Origin of the sequence: Thalassobacillus hwangdonensis, from assembly GCF_042675915.1 — a bacterium.
Taxonomy (GTDB): domain Bacteria; phylum Bacillota; class Bacilli; order Bacillales; family Halobacillaceae; genus Thalassobacillus_A; species Thalassobacillus_A hwangdonensis.
This window is the reverse complement of the sequence record NZ_JBHTKL010000001.1, coordinates 1,085,325-1,103,616: the sequence shown is the minus strand read 5'-3', so window position 1 is coordinate 1,103,616 and position 18,292 is coordinate 1,085,325. Positions and strand designations below refer to the sequence as shown.

The 18,292-nt window shown below is 44.5% G+C and carries 17 protein-coding genes, 2 pseudogenes and 1 riboswitch; of the genes and pseudogenes, 14 read left to right on the top strand and 5 right to left on the bottom strand.

The window, feature by feature from the left end; genetic code table 11:
- Positions 1–49 precede the first annotated feature (49 nt).
- Positions 50–541: a shikimate kinase gene (locus tag ACFQ2J_RS05885; protein ID WP_386057449.1), complete on the top strand. Its 492-nt coding sequence runs from the start codon at positions 50–52 to the stop codon at positions 539–541.
- Positions 542–592: 51 nt separating this feature from the next.
- Entirely contained in the window at positions 593–772 is a 180-nt protein-coding gene (locus tag ACFQ2J_RS05880) for a YqzE family protein (RefSeq protein ID WP_386057448.1), read from the top strand.
- Between the two features lie 28 nt (positions 773–800).
- On the opposite strand, the gene ACFQ2J_RS05875 is transcribed toward ACFQ2J_RS05880, so the two are convergent.
- Positions 801–1,613, bottom strand: a complete 813-nt coding sequence (locus ACFQ2J_RS05875; RefSeq protein ID WP_386057446.1) for a YqhG family protein — start codon at positions 1,611–1,613, stop codon at positions 801–803.
- On the bottom strand, positions 1,610–3,250 hold the full coding sequence (locus tag ACFQ2J_RS05870; protein WP_386057444.1) for a DEAD/DEAH box helicase: 1,641 nt from the start codon (positions 3,248–3,250) through the stop codon (positions 1,610–1,612). Before ACFQ2J_RS05870 ends, ACFQ2J_RS05875 begins: the two co-directional genes overlap by 4 nt.
- Positions 3,251–3,399: 149 nt before the next feature.
- Positions 3,400–3,489: riboswitch (glycine riboswitch) on the top strand.
- A 176-nt stretch (positions 3,490–3,665) separates the two neighbouring features.
- Between ACFQ2J_RS05870 and gcvT the strand changes: the two genes are divergently transcribed.
- Genes gcvT through gcvPB form a run of 3 tightly spaced genes read left to right on the top strand, consistent with a single transcriptional unit; the run spans position 3,666 to position 7,582 of the window.
- Positions 3,666–4,766 carry a glycine cleavage system aminomethyltransferase GcvT gene (gcvT, locus tag ACFQ2J_RS05865; RefSeq protein WP_386057442.1) on the top strand — a complete coding sequence of 367 codons (1,101 nt, stop codon included), beginning with the start codon at positions 3,666–3,668 and terminating at the stop codon, positions 4,764–4,766.
- 16 nt (positions 4,767–4,782) lie between these two features.
- Complete coding sequence (gene gcvPA / locus ACFQ2J_RS05860; RefSeq protein ID WP_386057441.1) at positions 4,783–6,132, top strand: aminomethyl-transferring glycine dehydrogenase subunit GcvPA; 1,350 nt, start codon at positions 4,783–4,785, stop codon at positions 6,130–6,132.
- Positions 6,125–7,582, top strand: a complete 1,458-nt coding sequence (gene gcvPB, locus ACFQ2J_RS05855) for an aminomethyl-transferring glycine dehydrogenase subunit GcvPB (protein ID WP_386057439.1) — start codon at positions 6,125–6,127, stop codon at positions 7,580–7,582. The genes gcvPA and gcvPB overlap by 8 nt, the downstream gene beginning before the upstream one ends.
- 42 nt (positions 7,583–7,624) lie before the next feature.
- Here the strand turns inward: gcvPB and ACFQ2J_RS05850 are convergent, their stop codons facing one another.
- A complete protein-coding gene (locus ACFQ2J_RS05850) occupies positions 7,625–7,996 on the bottom strand; it encodes a rhodanese-like domain-containing protein (RefSeq protein WP_386057438.1) in 372 nt (123 codons plus the stop codon).
- Positions 7,997–8,414: 418 nt separating this feature from the next.
- Between ACFQ2J_RS05850 and ACFQ2J_RS05845 the strand changes: the two are divergent.
- The 5 genes and pseudogenes from ACFQ2J_RS05845 to ACFQ2J_RS05825 form a co-directional block, all read left to right on the top strand.
- Positions 8,415–9,206 (top strand): annotated as a pseudogene (locus tag ACFQ2J_RS05845) (ribonucleotide reductase N-terminal alpha domain-containing protein); the annotation flags it as partial.
- Between the two features lie 346 nt (positions 9,207–9,552).
- Positions 9,553–11,325: pseudogene (locus ACFQ2J_RS05840) on the top strand (vitamin B12-dependent ribonucleotide reductase); the annotation flags it as partial.
- A gap of 104 nt (positions 11,326–11,429) precedes the next feature.
- The gene (splB, locus tag ACFQ2J_RS05835; protein WP_386057436.1) at positions 11,430–12,464 is read left to right on the top strand and encodes a spore photoproduct lyase; all 1,035 of its coding nucleotides are present in this window, start codon (positions 11,430–11,432) and stop codon (positions 12,462–12,464) included.
- An 82-nt stretch (positions 12,465–12,546) separates the two neighbouring features.
- Positions 12,547–12,981 carry a transcriptional regulator MntR gene (gene mntR, locus ACFQ2J_RS05830; RefSeq protein WP_386057434.1) on the top strand — a complete coding sequence of 145 codons (435 nt, stop codon included), beginning with the start codon at positions 12,547–12,549 and terminating at the stop codon, positions 12,979–12,981.
- 94 nt (positions 12,982–13,075) lie between these two features.
- A complete protein-coding gene (locus ACFQ2J_RS05825; protein WP_386057433.1) occupies positions 13,076–13,966 on the top strand; it encodes a patatin-like phospholipase family protein in 891 nt (296 codons plus the stop codon).
- Between the two features lie 18 nt (positions 13,967–13,984).
- On the opposite strand, the gene ACFQ2J_RS05820 is transcribed toward ACFQ2J_RS05825, so the two are convergent.
- On the bottom strand, positions 13,985–14,374 hold the full coding sequence (locus tag ACFQ2J_RS05820; protein ID WP_386057432.1) for an SA1362 family protein: 390 nt from the start codon (positions 14,372–14,374) through the stop codon (positions 13,985–13,987).
- Between the two features lie 33 nt (positions 14,375–14,407).
- Positions 14,408–15,361, bottom strand: a complete 954-nt coding sequence (locus ACFQ2J_RS05815) for a DUF1385 domain-containing protein (protein ID WP_386057431.1) — start codon at positions 15,359–15,361, stop codon at positions 14,408–14,410.
- A 140-nt stretch (positions 15,362–15,501) separates the two neighbouring features.
- On the opposite strand from ACFQ2J_RS05815, the gene ACFQ2J_RS05810 reads away from it, so the two are divergent.
- The 4 genes from ACFQ2J_RS05810 to efp all read left to right on the top strand — a co-directional run bounded on the left by ACFQ2J_RS05810 (position 15,502) and on the right by efp (position 18,169).
- Complete coding sequence (locus tag ACFQ2J_RS05810) at positions 15,502–16,011, top strand: YqhR family membrane protein (protein WP_386057430.1); 510 nt, start codon at positions 15,502–15,504, stop codon at positions 16,009–16,011.
- A 64-nt stretch (positions 16,012–16,075) separates the two neighbouring features.
- Complete coding sequence (aroQ, locus tag ACFQ2J_RS05805; protein WP_386057428.1) at positions 16,076–16,534, top strand: type II 3-dehydroquinate dehydratase; 459 nt, start codon at positions 16,076–16,078, stop codon at positions 16,532–16,534.
- Entirely contained in the window at positions 16,527–17,588 is a 1,062-nt protein-coding gene (locus ACFQ2J_RS05800; RefSeq protein WP_386057426.1) for a M24 family metallopeptidase, read from the top strand. The genes aroQ and ACFQ2J_RS05800 overlap by 8 nt, the downstream gene beginning before the upstream one ends.
- 20 nt (positions 17,589–17,608) lie before the next feature.
- Positions 17,609–18,169 (top strand): elongation factor P, encoded by a 561-nt coding sequence (efp, locus tag ACFQ2J_RS05795; protein ID WP_386057424.1) that lies wholly within the window; start codon positions 17,609–17,611, stop codon positions 18,167–18,169.
- The last annotated feature ends 123 nt before the right edge of the window (positions 18,170–18,292 follow it).

Below are 18,292 nucleotides of genomic sequence, written 5' to 3'. Positions count from 1 at the left end.
CTGAGTGTTTCCTGCTAGCGGGGCGAAAATCGAAAAAGGAGCATGTAGGATGGAGACAATATTTCTGATTGGCTATATGGGAAGTGGAAAATCGACCGTTGCAAACATTCTAAGTCGAAAACTTAACCTCCCAAAAATTGAGATGGATGAAGAAATTATTAAAAAAAGTGGGAAGTCGATTCCAGAAATCTTCGCTCAGTGGGGAGAGGAAAAATTTCGATCAATTGAAACAGAAGTGCTGGAAAATATTCCTCCAAAAGGATACGTCGTATCGACAGGTGGTGGTGTACCGCTTCGAGCGGAAAATCAGCGGTTGATGGATAAAGGAGTGGTCGTTTTTCTCAATGCAGCCTGGCAGACGATAGCAGAACGCTTGGAGCATGACAAGAGCCGTCCGCTCTGGCAGACAGATGTTGAGGAAAACAAAAAGCGGTTCATGGATCGTCTGAATATCTATACATCGTGCGCAGATATTACAGTCGATGTGGATGGATACTCGCCGGAGGAAATCGCCGATCAGATCATCACTGAATGTTTGTGACATATCCTGGACATAATATGGTGTAAACAAAGATATAGAGGTGATAAACCTATGTCTGGAAATGACTATGTTAAATTCGTAACCCAGGAATTAGTCCGATATATGGATATGACAAAGGAAGAGAAGACCCAGAGGAAACATTCAAGAAAAAATGACAAGATTTCGAAGCGTAGTACAAGGATGTTTGGAATCATTCCGATGGCTTTGAAGCTTTTATGGAAGAAACATTGAGAAGGAGGCTGTGTTGCACAGCCTCCTTTTATGTTAGGGACATTTGTTGCGATGTAGACGGACTAAGGTAAATTAATCCTCCATTGATGGTTTCGATCGTAATGGTCGGAGTTAGCCGAGCTAATAAATCTTCTTTTTCTTTTTTCATCAACTGGTGTCGTTCCTCATCTTCTGTATCTTGGAAGAACGCCTCGATCAAATTCATTTCATGATCGCGCTTCTTGTTCGTTTCTTCTGCCCAGCCGTGATCCTTTGATTGGACGTGATCCTCGATGTATTGGATGATCCGATTATACCCACTTGGCGTTTTTATGAGTGGACTTAATGGATAAGTGAAGTCTGATATGGATGTCGCCAGTTCTACACCATGAAGAGAATCCATCATTTGTTCCAGCAAGGTGCCATGAACGAGATTCAACCCATACGAATGGACTTCACTTTTTCTTCTGTTTCCAGAATAGGAAACCCTGACATTGATCACGAGCCATGGTACAAGTGCGACCTGGGTATTGTTTACATGCAGCAGCTCGTATTGTTTTGTAAATCGGCATGTATCGAACAAGTGCTGATAAAGCTGCCTTAATCTTGGCGCTCCCGAATGGATATATTCTCCTTTGTCCTCCGTTAAATCAGGATTGGTGATTAAAGTCAGACTCCAAGGATCGCCTGCTCTACCCATTTTCTTAATGTAATGCCAGTAGAACGGCCGGTTCATGATCGCTTCATCCATCCGATCTGTCAGCTGGACGACCACCTTGCCATTGTTATTTTCGATGATTGGACACTGGTATTCATCAAAAAAATCCAGGATGAATTGATGGTGTTCAGCGGCGTTTTTCATGAAGTGGACCTCCTTGCCTCTTGACGATGGGAGATGACCGAAGTCAGGTTATCCAATTTGATCTTCGCTTCTCCGTGACTCGAGGATTCTTCCATGATTCCTTTGACTTCTTTTTCAAGATCATTGATTTCCAGCTCTTCAAGGATATGATCCAATTCTCCAATTGCGTTTTGGAACAATCCGATTTTGTCATAAAGCATGGTCATGATGTGCTCTTCGATCGTGCCTCTGATTGCAAAGTTATAGATGTGGACATCTTTACTCTGGCCGAAGCGGTGGATTCGTCCAATTCTTTGCTCCAGCCGCATCGGGTTCCAAGGCAGGTCATAGTTGATCATGTTACTGCAGAACTGCAGGTTGATCCCTTCTCCTGCTGCTTCCGTTGCAATCAACACTTGGGCGTGGTCGCGGAACAGTTGTTTCATCCAATCTTTCTTCCCTTTTTTGAACCCGCCACGAAACGGAACAGATGTGATGCCGTGCTGTTGAAGGAACCATTGCAAATAATATTGGCTGGCGCGATACTCGGTAAAGACGATGAACTTTTCATCCGTCTGCTGGATGATTTCGACCAGTTTCAACGCTTTTGCATGCTGCGGAAGGTTCTCCACGGCTTCAACCAATCGTTCCAGCTGGGATGTATCACGCTCCTGATCGAGCTTTTCGATCATCCCTTTTGCAGATAGGAAACAGGCTTCTCTTGAGGAACACAATTCTTTTGCCAATGTCAGGTAGGTGAAAGAAGGGTGGAGAGCTTTAATCCCCTCCAATTCGTCATAAGCTTCCTTCTCCTTTTCGGAAAAATCGATCCAGACCGTTTTGACATTCCGCTTCGTATCCGACAGGCCGGTATCCTGTCTGCGGTTACGGATCATCACATTCCCGACGAGCTCTTTCAAGTGCTCCTGTCCTTCTTCTTTTCCTAACTTTTTTCCGTACTTCTTTTTGAATGTAGTAAGATCACCTAAGTAACCCGGTTTCAAGATTGAAACAAGGTTGAAAATATCGGTGATTCTGTTCTGAATCGGTGTAGCAGTCAGAAGCAGACAATATTTTTTCTGGAGTGATTTAACGAATTGAAAGTTCTTTGTATCGGGATTCTTAAGCTTGTGCGCCTCATCAATGATGATAAGGTCATAAGGAATGGAAAGGATCTCGCTATAATGTGGATCGCGTTTTGCCAGGTCCATAGATGTTACTGTTACGCTATAATCCTGCCATGTAGGCTTCTTTCTCGGAGAGTAGGCCTGAATCAGAAACTTTTCATGGAGCTCCTGTACCCACTGATTGACAAGGGAAGCTGGTGAAAGGATCAATACTTTGTTCACCATACCCCGAATCATATATTCCTTTAATACGAGACCAGCTTCAATCGTTTTCCCAAGTCCCACTTCATCTGCCAAAATGGCCCTGCCGTGCATGCGATGTACAATCTCTTCTGCAGCTTCGGTCTGATGGGGGAGGAAATCCATGTGAGGCAGATGGCCGAGTGCAGTCAGACCTTCAAAAGATGGGACGGCGGTCGCCTGAGCAGCCTGATAAGTGAGTTGGAATTGCTTCCAACTGCAGATTTCTTCCTGATTCGCCAGCTTTTCTGACAGCTCTTTTCCAAATTTCTCGTCGATTCGGATCTCCATCGAGACATCCTCCCTTCCTAATCTTCAATATTACGAAAATTCCTTGTATTTATTGGACTTTCCTATGGTATAATGACTTTGAAAAAAAGACAGATTTTTTACAGCTTTACCGGATAGTATGCCCATTTGGCACAAATATACAACTGCGAATGATTACAAGGGGAGAGACTACTATGTAGCGCCGAAGGAGCAAACATCCAGGATGTGAATCTCTCAGGCAAAAAGACTCTTGTAAGACGCACCTCTGGAGAGTGTCTGCAACTCATGCAGACCACCCAAGAAGAAAGCTTTGTCCGCCTTCATGAAGGCGTTTTCGAACAGAGTGAAACTTTCTGGTTAATGGACAGAGATCCCATGTTGAATACTGGGTATCTCTGTCCTTTTTTTAGGCAATCTATCTGAAGGAGTGAGCGTAATGGCTGAATTGAAACAAACACCACTATTTTCTGAATACAAGAAGCTGGGTGCGAAGACGATTGATTTTGGTGGATGGGATCTTCCTGTGCAATTTTCGAGCATCAAAGAGGAACATGAAGCTACACGTACTGCGGCAGGTCTGTTCGATGTTTCCCATATGGGGGAAATCTTCGTCGAAGGTCCCGAGAGTGAGGCATTTCTTCAAAAAATGCTTACGAATGATGTATCGAAGCTAGAGCCGAAAAAAGCACAGTACACGATCATGTGCTATGAGAATGGCGGTACGGTAGATGATTTGATCGTCTATCAGCTGGCCACGGAGAAATACCTCCTTGTTGTCAATGCGGCGAATGTAGACAAAGACTATCAATGGCTGAAAGATCATGCTGGAGATGGTGTTACGTTGCGTAATGAATCTGAGGCCTATGTCCAGTTGGCATTGCAGGGTCCTAAAGCTGAAACGATCCTTCAGAAATTAACGGATATAGATTTGTCAGGCATTAAATTTTTCCGTTTTGAGTCACCGGTATCCTTCAAAGGGATTGAAGATGAAGCGATCGTTTCCCGCACAGGGTACACAGGTGAAGATGGATTTGAAATTTACATTCCTGAAGCCTCCGGTCCGGCGTTATGGCAGGCAATCCTTGAAGCTGGCGAGGCAGACGGGGTTAAACCGATCGGTCTCGGTGCCCGTGATACACTGCGTTTTGAAGCGAACCTCGCATTGTACGGTCAGGAATTGAGCCCTGAAATCACTCCTTTGGAAGCGGGTCTAGGTTTTGCTGTCAAAGTGAAAAAAGATGCTGACTTCATTGGTAAAGATGTATTGAAGAAACAGAAAGAAGAGGGATTGGAAAGAAAGCTCGTCGGTATTGAAATGATCGATAAGGGAATCCCACGCACAGGTTACACGGTGCTTGACGGGGAAGATGAAATCGGATTTGTAACAACTGGTACACAGTCGCCTACGTTAGGTAAGAATGTAGGGTTGGCATTGCTTAAGACACCATTTGCTGAAATCGGTACCGAAGTAACTGTTCAAGTCAGAAAACGACGCTTGAAGGCTGTAGTCGTACCTACACCATTTTATAAGCGATAAGATAGGGGGAGAGAAGATGGAATTTCGTTATTTACCAATGACTGAAAAAGATAAAAAGGAAATGCTTGATACGATTGGGGTAGAAAGCACCGAAGCGTTGTTCGCCGATATTCCTGAAAAGGTAAGATTCGACGGACCGTTGAATATCAAGCCTGCTGCGAACGAATTCGCATTGACAAAAGAATTGACGGAAATGGCAGATAAGAATGTCAATTTGAAATCCCACACATCCTTTTTAGGAGCCGGTGTATATGATCATTACATTCCTTCCATTGTTGATCACGTGATTTCAAGATCTGAATTCTACACGGCCTATACTCCATATCAGCCGGAAATCTCCCAGGGAGAGCTGCAGGCGATTTTCGAATTCCAGACGATGATTTGTGAATTGACTGGAATGGATGTAGCCAACTCCTCCATGTATGACGGGGGTACTGCATTGGCGGAAGCGGTCAACTTGAGTGCAGGAAGCACGAAGAAAAAGAAAGTGATCGTTTCAAAAGCTATCCATCCTGAATCGCGTGCTGTCATTCATTCTTATGTGAAAGGACCGAATCTTGAAATAGTGGAAATCGATCATAAAGACGGACTTACCGATTTGGAGGCATTGAAATCGGAGCTCGATGAAAATACAGCGAGCGTCGTCATGCAGTACCCGAACTTCTTCGGTCAAATCGAACCGCTTGATGAAGTAAGGGAGATCGTCGATCAACAGAAGAAAGCGATGATGATCGTTTCAAGTAATCCGCTTGCTTTGGGCTATATGACGCCACCTGGTGAATTCGGAGCAGATATCGTCGTTGGGGATGCACAAGTGTTCGGAATCCCAGCCCAGTTCGGTGGACCGCATTGTGGGTATTTCGCTACGACAAGCAAATTGATGAGGAAAGTTCCGGGACGTCTTGTCGGTCAGACGACAGACGAAGAGGGACGAAGAGGGTTCGTACTTACCTTACAGGCTCGTGAACAACATATCCGACGAGACAAGGCGACTTCGAATATTTGTTCCAACCAGGCTTTGAATGCGCTAGCGTCCTCCATTGCAATGACATCGCTTGGCAAACAGGGGCTGAAGAAAATGTCCTGGATGAACATGCAAAAAGCTGCTTATATGAAAAAAGCGTTGGAAGCCAAAGGTTTGAAAGTGACATTCCAAGGTGCCTTTTTCAATGAAATCGTCGTCGATTTGGGCAAGGATGTAGTTGAAGTGAACCGTCAATTGCTCGAAAAAGGATATATCGGTGGATATGATCTTGGGTTCGCGTACGAAGAACTGAAAGGTCATATGCTGATCGCTGTTACGGAAATCCGTACGAAAGAAGAGATCGATAATTTCGCTGCAGAATTGGGGGATCTACATGAGTAACCAGGACTTTCCTTTGATTTTTGAACATAGTCAAGAGAGCCGTACAGGCTTCAGTCTGCCTGAATTGGATGTACCTGAAACGGATCTAGCTTTGGAAGACAAGTATGTCCGAAAAACAGAAGCAGATCTGCCTGAAATCAGTGAATTGCAGATCATGCGTCATTATACTGCGCTTTCCAAGCGCAACCATGGTGTCGATTCCGGCTTTTATCCTCTAGGATCATGCACGATGAAGTATAATCCTAAAATGAATGAAGACATAGCGCGCTTGACTGGATTCAGTCATATCCACCCATATCAGCCCGAAGAAACGGTGCAGGGTGCGCTCGAATTGATGTATGACTTGCAGGAGTCACTCACTGAAATTACAGGCATGCACACAGTGACGTTGCAGCCTGCTGCCGGGGCACATGGAGAATGGACGGGGTTGATGATGATCCGTGCCTTCCATGAAGCTAATGGAGACTTCGAACGTACGAAAGTCATCGTCCCGGATTCAGCACATGGAACGAATCCTGCATCTGCTACAGTTGCTGGATTTGATGCAGTGACAGTAAAATCCGATGAGCGTGGCCTTGTAGATCTTGAAGATTTGAAGCGGGTTGTAGGAAACGATACAGCTGCCTTAATGCTGACGAATCCGAATACGCTTGGGCTTTTTGAAGAGCATATTCTGGAAATGGCAGAGATCATCCATGAGGCTGGAGGTAAGCTTTATTACGATGGAGCCAACCTGAATGCGATCCTTGGCTATGCCCGTCCAGGTGACATGGGATTCGATGTCGTCCATTTGAACCTTCATAAGACGTTCACCGGACCTCATGGCGGGGGCGGACCAGGTTCCGGACCTGTCGGAGTGACGGAAGAGCTTGAAGCATATCTGCCAAAACCATTGCTAGTAAAGAATGGAGATACGTTTAAATTCGAATACGATCGTCCGCAGTCGATTGGCCGAGTGAAACCTTACTATGGAAACTTTGGTATCAATGTCCGCGCGTACACGTATATTCGCACAATGGGAGCAGAAGGACTGAAGAAAGTCAGTGAATATGCCGTCCTTAATGCGAACTACATGATGCGCCGCCTGCAGGAAGAATTCGACCTGCCTTTCGAACAGCATTGCAAGCACGAGTTCGTCCTTTCTGGAAAACGCCAGAAGAAGCTTGGCGTACGCACATTGGATATTGCGAAGCGCCTGCTGGACTTCGGGTATCATCCGCCTACCATCTACTTCCCATTGAATGTGGAAGAGGCATTGATGGTCGAACCTACGGAAACCGAATCCAAAGAGACGCTTGATGGATTCATCGATACGATGATCCAGATCTCCAATGAAGCAAAAGAAAATCCGGAGATTGTACAAGAGGCACCGCATACAACCATCGTCAAACGGATGGATGAAACGACTGCCGCAAGGAAACCTATTCTTCGATATACAAAAGAAAACTGAGGACATTAAAAAACGCTGCCAGTCAAATGGCAGCGTTTTTTGTTATTTTGCTTTGATTTTGCCTGTCCACTTCTTGAACCCGCCTTTTAGATGGTTCAAGTCCTTGTACCCTTTTTTGTTAAGAAGGGCAGCAGCTCTTGTCGAGCGCGTTCCACTTTGACAATAAAGGTAAACGGGTTTATCTTTCCTGATTTCAATCAGACGATTTCGCATCTGAGAAAGAGGAATATTACGGGCACCCAGGATATGGCCGCCTTCGTATTCTTTCGGCTCGCGCACGTCAATCAATTGCGCTTTGCGGTAGTTCTGGCGGAATTCATCTTCTGTAAGCGTGGTAAGGATTTTGCGTGTTTTCATAAATCTATATAACCCGAAAAGGATCAATACCACTAATAATCCAATCAATACTTCCATCTTAACTCAATACCCCCATTTATCTTTCTATTCCAATCTCTATTATAGGTATGTTCCAGCCACTTTTCAAAGTGTTTTTATTCGTAATTGTTTAAAAACGATCGTAAAAGCCTTTCAACCGGGCAGTCCCTTTTTTGTCGATTTATGCAATCCATAAAAAAGGTTAAACTTTCGATGATTTGCCGTAATACCTTTTCATTTCTTCCATATTCTACTGTTTTTGAATGATTTTCTGATTGACAAAACTGTCTTGGTTCGTTCCAAAACACAATATATTGTATAATGTATTTTTTTGAACACTATATATTGATGTCTGATTCGTATATATGGTATCGTACATATATATCATACTAAATACATCAAGAAGTTCCAATTCAGGTGATATCATACCAATATAGATGAAGGAGAGATTCATACGATGTCGACTACAATCGAATCTCAGAAAAACGACCTAGTGGAACGCCTTAATAAGGATATTAAGCTGTTCCCGCAAGTACATCCAATCACACCGGACATGAACATCACGCACAAAGGTGTATCCAGGCTGGTCATGCTCGACCGTTATGCTTTCAAGGATACCGAACGGATTACGCTAGGAGAAGGCGATTTTGTCGTACTGACCGTCAAGGAGGATCCTAACTTTCCGGCAAGAGGGCTTGGAATTGTCCAGTCCATCGATTGGGAGGAAAAGCGGGCCAAAGTGAAAGTGGACGATGAATTCCTTAATGTCCTTGAAAAGGAAGAAGAACGTGAAACGGGCATTGTTACACGGACGTTGGATACGATCGACAAACCGCTTGAAATTTATTATGAACAGATTGCCAAGCGTAATGCGACCGGGCTTGCTGAAGTCGAAACAGTTCCTGAGAAAGAAAAAGAATGGCACGATGCATTCTACAAAGAACTTTCAGAGTTGAATTTCATTCCTGCAGGACGAGTCTTGTATGGAGCAGGTGCAAACACTGATGTCACGTACTTCAACTGTTACGTCATGCCGTTTGTAAAAGACTCAAGGGAAGGTATTTCCGATCACCGGAAGCAGGTGATGGAAATCATGTCCCGAGGGGGCGGTGTTGGGACGAATGGTTCGACACTTCGTCCACGTAATGCACTCGCTCGGGGTGTGAATGGTAAATCATCCGGGTCGGTATCTTGGCTCGATGATATTGCGAAGCTGACACACCTGGTAGAGCAAGGCGGCTCAAGACGTGGTAAATAAGTGCCTCGTCTATAAAAAAACCTCGTGAATTGCTGGGAAATCTTTAAGAGATGTTTAAATTAAAGACAAACATCACCATACACTTACTGGCTACAACGTAACTGGAAACGGTAACCGTGAATGCTTGAAAACAGTAAGTGGATAAAGACAATCAGCAGCCAAGCTCCTTAAAAGGAGAAGGTTCAACGACCATCGAAAGCACGCTGATACAAGCGGAAGTGAGTAGAGTAGGAATCAGTGATTCCGAAGCGCGAGGACACTCGACGGAGTGTAAGATATGGTCTGAACTCTAAGGTGACTTAGAGAGTTGATGTAGCGAATCAACGAAACATATTTGGCACAAATGATCATGTTAGCAGATTGGCACCCGGATATCCTGGAATTCATCATTTCTAAAATGCAAAATCCTAGAATCCTGAGGTTCCTGATTGAAAACACAGAAGATGAGCAAATCAAGCGGTTGGCAGAACAGAAATTGAAGTTCACACCACTTACAGAGACGGAACGAGACCTTTATCAGAGTGTCGTCAACTATAAAGGAATGCCAGGACTTGGCGGTTTCACTGAACAGGCGATCCGTGAAGCGGAAGAAAAGCTTGCAACCGGCGGTACCTACACCGTCCATAATCCTGACTTCCTGACAGGCGCCAACATTTCTGTATGTATTACGAAAGAATTCATGGAAGCAGTCGAACAGGACAAGGAGTATTCCCTTCGCTTCCCTGACGTGGAGAACTACTCACAGAAAGAGATGAAAGAGTATAATGCGGACTGGCATAAGTCTGGTGATGTAAGAGAATGGCAGGAGAAAGGCTATGGAGTCAGAACCTATCGACGGATCAAAGCGAGTGAACTATGGAATCTGATCAATATTTGTGCGACATACTCTGCTGAGCCAGGCATTTTCTTCATCGATAATGCCAATGAAAAAACGAACGCTACAGCGTATGGACAAAAGGTAGTTGCAACAAATCCATGTGGCGAGCAACCTCTTGCACCTTATTCTGTCTGTAACTTGGCAGCGGTCAACCTGGCTGCGATGGCAGATAAAGAAACGAAATCCGTCAACTATGACAAGCTGAAACGCACAGTGGAAATCGGAGTGCGTATGCAGGATAACGTCATCGATGCAACACCATATTTCCTTGAAGAAAACCGCAAACAGGCACTTGGAGAACGACGTGTCGGACTTGGAGTCATGGGGCTTCACGATCTGTTGATCTACTGTGAAACCGAGTATGGTTCCGAAGAAGGAAATCGTCTTGTTGATGATATTTTTGAAACGATCGCGACGACAGCTTATCGTGCTTCAATCGAACTTGCGAAGGAAAAAGGGAGCTTCCCGTTCCTTATAGGCAATAGCGATGAAGAAACGAACGAACTCCGCCAACGTTTCGTGAACACCGGTTATATGAAGTCACTCCCGGAAGACATCCGCAATGATGTGATGGAATATGGCATCCGTAATTCACACTTGCTGACTGTTGCACCGACTGGAAGCACGGGTACGATGGTAGGCGTGTCTACGGGCCTTGAACCTTACTTCTCGTTCTCGTATTACAGAAGCGGAAGACTTGGTAAATTCATCGAAGTCAAAGCTGACATCGTGAAAGAATACCTGGACAACCATCCTGAACAGGATCCGGATAACCTTCCGGAATGGTTCGTAACAGCAATGAGTCTTTCTCCAGAAGCACATGCCGATACGCAGTGTGTCATCCAGCGATGGGTGGACAGCTCTATTTCAAAAACGGTGAATGCACCGAAAGGCTACACAGTCGAGCAGGTGGAGAGTGTGTATCAGCGCCTTTATAATGGCGGTGCCAAAGGTGGAACGGTTTATGTAGATGGAAGCCGTGACTCTCAGGTACTGACGTTGAAGGCGGAAGAGAACGGCTTTGACGGGGAACAGGAGTCCTTTGAATTCGATGAGGACAAAAAGCCTCGTGTCGTGCTGATGGATACCGTCCATGAACTTGGCAAAACTTCTGTCACCATCGGTTCGGAAGTAGGTAATACATGTCCTGTCTGCCGTAAAGGGACAGTAGAAGATATCGGTGGATGTAATACATGTACCAACTGTAACGCCCAATTGAAGTGTGGCCTGTAAGAGGCTGATGAAGGATCCGGATTCGACCGGATCCTTTTTTTCATTCTTTACCATGTAGATGTCGCTTTCTTTTTCACATACTAACAGGAAAAGGAGGCTGACTTATGATCAAACCATTCACGCCGGAGCTCATTTATATTGAACCGAGGGCACTTGAGTATGAGCAAGGACGAATGCTCTACGATAAGTTCAAGGACACTGATGTCGAAATCAGGGAGACGACTTCCCATAACCAGGTACGCGGACTTCCTGGAGAAAACGACTTTCAAAAATATCGGGTTGCAAAAAATACGTTGGTCATCGGCGTCAGAAAGACACTGAAATTCGATACTTCGAAACCATCAGCTGAATATGCAATCCCGCTTGCCACCGGCTGCATGGGTCATTGCCATTATTGCTACCTGCAGACCACACTCGGAAGCAAACCGTATATCCGCACGTATGTAAATCTTGAGGAGATATTCGATCAGGCACATTCGTATATAAAGGAACGTGGCACAGAGCTCACTCGCTTTGAAGCTGCATGTACATCGGATATCGTAGGGATGGACCACTTGACGCATTCATTGAAACAAGCAATCAATTACATGGGGGAACAGGAAAATGGTCGATTAAGGTTCGTGACGAAATTCCATTTTGTCGACCATCTGCTTGACGCTGAGCATAATGGACATACGCGATTCCGTTTTTCCATCAATGCAGATTATGTCATCAAGTATTTCGAACCGGGAACTTCTCCATTGGATAAAAGACTCGAAGCAGCCAAAAAAGTCGCAGAAGCCGGCTATCCTCTAGGCTTCATCGTTGCACCCATCTATGTGCACGAAGGCTGGGAACAAGGTTATTATCATATGTTCGAGAAATTATATGATCAGTTGAAAGACGTCAATTATGATGAAGAAGATTTGACGTTCGAATTGATTCAGCATCGGTTCACGAAGCCAGCCAAGCGGGTCATCGAAAAGAACTATCCTAAGACGAAATTGGAAATGAATGAAGAAGAACGCAAGTACAAATGGGGCAGGTATGGAATCGGTAAATATGTGTACGAAACCGATGTCCAGGAACGACTGAAAGAAACGATTTCCGCCTATGCGAAGGAGTTCTTTCCTGCAAGTACGATCAGCTATTTCACTTGATCTTCCTTGTCTCGGATTGGAAACTAGTGTATCCTTTTTGTAAAGAGTCTTTACAGCAGAAGGGCAGTATTGGGGGATGATCATGCCGACACCTAGTATGGAAGATTATATTGAGCAGATTTACATGTTGATTGAAGACAAAGGGTATGCAAGGGTTTCGGATATAGCAGAAGCGCTGAGTGTCCATCCTTCGTCTGTTACAAAAATGGTCCAGAAACTCGACCGGGACCAATATTTGAATTATGAAAAGTACCGTGGATTGATTTTGACAGCAAAAGGGAAGAAAATCGGGAAACGGTTGGTGTACCGCCATGAGCTGCTTGAACAATTCCTCGAAATCATCGGGGTCGATGCAGACAACATATATGAAGATGTCGAAGGGATCGAACATCACCTGAGCTGGAATTCGATTGACAGGATAGGTGATCTTGTCCAATATTTCGAAGAGGACGAAAAACGTTTGAAAGAACTTCGACAAGTCCAGGAAAATAATGAAAAGCAGACAGAAACCAACTAGCGCATCCTGATGGGTGCGCTTTTTATATGCTTCCATGTTCTAATCTGACACTATTTCTTCTATACATGAATATAGGGAAATAGAGGGGGATAACATGCGGATTGATGGTGTATTTTCAGGTGGAGGCGTAAAGGCGCTGGCGTTTGTAGGAGCCTTGCAGGTAGTTACGGAAAAAGGCTATTCATTCGAACGGGTAGCCGGCACATCCGCTGGTGCTATCACCGCTAGTCTTGTCGCTGCAGGGTATAAGATGGATGAAATGGAAAACATCCTCAGAGAGATGAAATTTGATGTGTTTGTCGACCCTCCATTATTTGAACGTTTTCTTCCGTTTGCGAAATGGCTGCTTTTATATTTTCGGATGGGGCTTTATAAAGGAGACCAATTAGAGAAATGGCTTTACAAAAAGTTAGGGGAAAAGGGAGTATATACGTTCAGTGATTTGCCACTAGGGTCATTGAAAGTGATCTGTTCCGATTTAACTCTTGGAAGAATAATGGTCATCCCTGACGACCTAGAACCTGTTTACGGAATCGATCCAATGAAATTTTCTGTTGCGAAAGCAGTTCGGATGAGTGCGGGCCTTCCATATTTTTTCATGCCTGTGAGGCTGCAGGGGAAGTCTCAGGTGAAGTCGTTAATTGTAGATGGGGGACTTCTAAGTAATTTTCCAATATGGGTGCTCGAAACGAGGGAGGGCAATCGCATCCGGCCCATTTTAGGGATGAAATTGAGCAATCCTCCAAATCAGCTGCCGAGAAGGAAAATCCGTAATTCGATTGAAATGTTCCATGCTTTGTTTCTGACGATGAAGCAGGCGCATGATGCCCGTTACATTTCGAAGTCGACCAGTGCAGATGTGCTGTTCATACCTGTCAAGAACATCGATACAACCGATTTTTATCTTTCCACCGATCAAAAGGATGAATTGATCCAGCTTGGAAGGGACTATGCGGAGAACTTCATAACAAAATGGAAGAAATGAAAAAATCGAGCCATCCTTTTAAAAAGAGGCTCGATTTTTTTTCTTATTCTTATGTCCCTCGATGACTCGCAGGTGCGTTGCCTGTGCTGCTTTTTTACGCTTTTTTCCCGACAGCGTCGCAGGCTGGAAAGAGGGCTTAGCCATCCGTTTAGGTTCAGTGGATGTTGATTTATATTTCGCTTTGGATTGTTTTACTGCCTGTTTATATTTCTTCATTTCGTTCGATGAACCTCCTCGGTTCTTCAGAACGAAATGGGTAATGATAAAGTAGAATACAGCTGCAATACCGATCATAATCAGGATATTCATCAAAAAGCCCATCGTATCATTGATCAAACCTAAGGCCACTCCGACAATAGCAAGGCCGATAAGGACATAGATGACAGGGGTCATCAGACTTCGTGACATATGCTTCGTTTCCTCCCTTCTGAACTGAATCGCTTAAGAAATCACCTTACTATCCTGTATACCACTATTTGAACTGTTTTTATCATTTTCAAGCACTTTTTTAAAAGAATGAATGGCAACCTCGACTTGATCATCCTTCGGTTCTTTGGTCGTGAGCAATTGCAGCCATAGTCCAGGGTATCCTAAAGCCTTCAATACTGGAACGTTACGGACTTTATTCGTCAGCTGCAGGATTTCAAACGAGATTCCGATGACTACCGGAATCAGGAGGATGCGGTTCACGATCCGCCACCATAATGGGTCGAGGGCGACGAACATATAAACGAACATCCCTACGAATACGGTGAACAGGATGAAACTTGATCCGCAACGATAATGGAGTCTGGATTGTTCCTGCACACCATCGACTGTCAGCGGTGCACCATTTTCATAGGCATTGATGACTTTATGTTCTGCCCCGTGATACTGGAACACCCGTTTGATGATCGGTGTCATCGAGATCAGGTAGATATAGGCAAGCAGGAAGATAAGTTTGATTACACTTTCTAATATGACTTGACCGGTATGACTTGAAATCCAAGGTGCAAAAAACTCTGCAATCAAAGCTGGGGTGGCGGTAAAAATCGTCTTCCCGAGAAATAAGGAAAGCACTCCAACTGCACCAACACCGAGAATCATTGCCAGCTTAGAAGTTTCTTCTTCCTTTTCAATCTGGTCATCGTCATCCGGGTGCACGTCATACCTTTCACTGGAAAAGTTCAAATGTTTCGTACCATTCATGCTAGCCTGGATAAGAGATACCAAGCCTCGTAGGAAAGGGACCTTCTTCAAGCGATTCGCTATTTTAGATTCTTTCCTTTCCACTTCAAAATATTCAATGCTTTCATCTTTTCTTCTTACGGCTGTTACATAAGATTTCTTGCCTGCGAACATGACACCTTCTACAACTGCCTGCCCGCCATAGGCAGGAGCTTTTTTATCAGACATGCAATACACCAACCTCATGTTGTAATCATTTTATTCTATTTTACAGCAAAATGTACGTAATCACTAGTGTCTCCGTTCGAAGAATGTTTTGGATTTTTTCGAAGGATGATGGAGAAACTATCGACTGGAGGTGTTTCGTCATGAGTAATGAACAATTGGAACAAAATCAGCAGGAGAAACCAGTCAGCATTTTGAATAAAGCCCTGATGACAGGGTTTGTTGCTGGTGTATTATGGGGAGTCATCGGAGGGATCGCTTACTATTTTTCATTTACTCAAGTTTCAGCAGCTTCCTTCCTGATCCGTTCGTTCTTTCAAAACAGCTGGTCGGGAGGACTGCTGGCTGAAGTCCTTGCAATCCTGGGTGTAGGCTTGATTTCGATTTTAGTAGCACTGATCTATTATCTGACGATGAAGAGAATGAACGGGCTTGTCCCTGCCATCCTGTTCGGAATTGCAATCTGGGGAATTGTCTTCTATTTGCTGAACCCGATATTTCCAGCGGTTCCCGGACTTGGAGAATTGAACAGTGACACGATTGTAACGACGATCTGTCTTTTTCTTCTATACGGGACATTCATCGGATATTCGATCTCCTATGAATACCATGATTTCAATCAGCCTGCCGAGTCCCAAGCACAAAAGCAATGATTATCCATTGAAAAGGGAATATGATAGAATGAATTTGTGAGAAAATTTACGTGATGGGGAGATCTTGATGCGGTTATTAATATTGAACGGGCCGAATCTCAATCTGCTTGGGCAGAGGGAGACGGACGTGTACGGAACGGCAAGCCTTGATGAAATCGTTGCTCAAGTGAAAGAAACCGTACAACCTTTCGGATACGAGGTGGAGGATTTCCAGTCCAATCATGAAGGCGAACTGATCGACCGACTCCATGTATCAAAGGGGAAAGTGGAAGGGATCATCTTCAACCCGGCTGCCTACACGCATACCAGCATCGCGATCAGAGATGCAATCAGTGCGATTGAGACGCCGGTGATCGAGGTGCACCTCTCAAATGTCCATAAAAGGGAAGCGTTCCGCCATCAATCGCTGATCGCCCCAGTCTGCGAAGGACAAATTGTTGGCCTTGGGATACAAGGCTATCGACTGGCAGCTTTGGCTCTGGTGGAGAAAGCAAAAAGCGAAGGGAGAAATAATCATGTCTAAGTTAACTCAATTGAAACAGAAATTGTCAGATTCAAACGTAGAAGCTTTACTGATTACTAGCGAAAAGAACCGCCGATACATTTCCGGTTTCACGGGATCTTCAGGTGCTGTACTTGTCAGCAAAGACAAAGCGATCCTTATCACTGATTTCCGATACACAGAACAAGCGGGTGAACAGGCGCAGGGCTTCGAAGTGATCGAACATAAAATTCCTTTAGTAGAAGAGGTAGCAGAACAAGTAAAGAAAGCCGGCTTCTCGAAGGTAGGTTTCGAGAAAGATCATCTTACATATGCCGTGTTCGAACAATATCAAAAGCATATCGATGCTGAACTTGTACCAACATCTGGACTCGTAGAAAAGTTGCGCTTGATTAAGTCCGATGATGAGATTAAGATATTAAAGGATGCCGTGGCGATTGCAGATAAAGCTTTCGATCATATACTCGGCTTTATCAAGCCTGGAATGAAAGAAACGGACGTATCCAATGAGCTGGAATTCTTCATGAGGAAGCATGGAGCTACTTCTTCCAGTTTTGATATCATCGTTGCTTCCGGTTATCGTTCCGCATTGCCTCATGGCCATGCTTCCGACAAAGTCATTGAAAAAGGCGAACTGGTCACAATGGACTTTGGTGCGCTTTACAAAGGGTACTGCTCGGATATTACAAGAACGATTGCTGTCGGAGAAATCAGCGATGAACTAAGAAAGATCTATGATACAGTACTTGAAGCACAACTACGTGGGATGCGTGGATTGAAAGCGGGAATCACAGGTAAGGAAGCCGACGCTTTGACACGTGATTACATCACTGAGCAAGGGTACGGAGAATATTTCGGTCACTCGACGGGTCACGGAATCGGACTTGATGTCCACGAAGGACCTGGTCTGTCATTCCGTACAGATACTGTTCTGGAACCTGGAATGGTCGTTACAGTAGAACCTGGGATCTATGTCCCTAATGTAGGCGGATGTCGTATTGAGGATGACGCCATTTTAACCGAGAGTGGAAATGAATGTCTCTCTAAATCACCAAAAGAACTGATTACGATTTAAATTGCAAGGAGGAAGATTAAATGATTTCAGTAAATGATTTTCGTACAGGCCTGACAATCGAAGTGGACGGTGGGATTTGGCAGGTAGTTGAATTCCAGCACGTCAAACCTGGTAAGGGTGCTGCGTTCGTACGTTCCAAATTGAGGAACTTAAGGAACGGAAGCATTCAGGAGAAAACATTCCGCGCCGGGGAGAAGGTAGAGAAAGCGCACATCGAGAACCGTAAGATGCAATATTTGTATGCATCCGGCGATACACATGCGTTCATGGACACGAACACGTATGAACAGCTTGAACTTCAATCCAGCCAAATCGAATATGAGTTGAAATTCCTGAAAGAAAATATGGAAGTCAGCATCATGACATATGGTGGAGAAACTCTTGGAGTAGAGCTTCCGAATAACGTTGAATTGGCAGTAACGGAAACGGAGCCAGGAATCAAAGGAGATACAGCGAGCGGTGGTACAAAGCCTGCAACTGTTGAAACTGGATTGATTGTACAAGTACCATTCTTCGTTAACGAAGGAGATGTCCTTGTGGTCAATACGAGTGATGGTAAGTACGTTTCTCGTGCCAACTGAAAATGAAATGGATCCAAGCGCGTCACGATTTTATCGTGGCGCGTTTTTTTTGTGCAATGGAACGCTGAGCACTAGCTTGGAGTTTTGACTAGTATGGAACCTCGTGAGTAGTCATATCCCAGG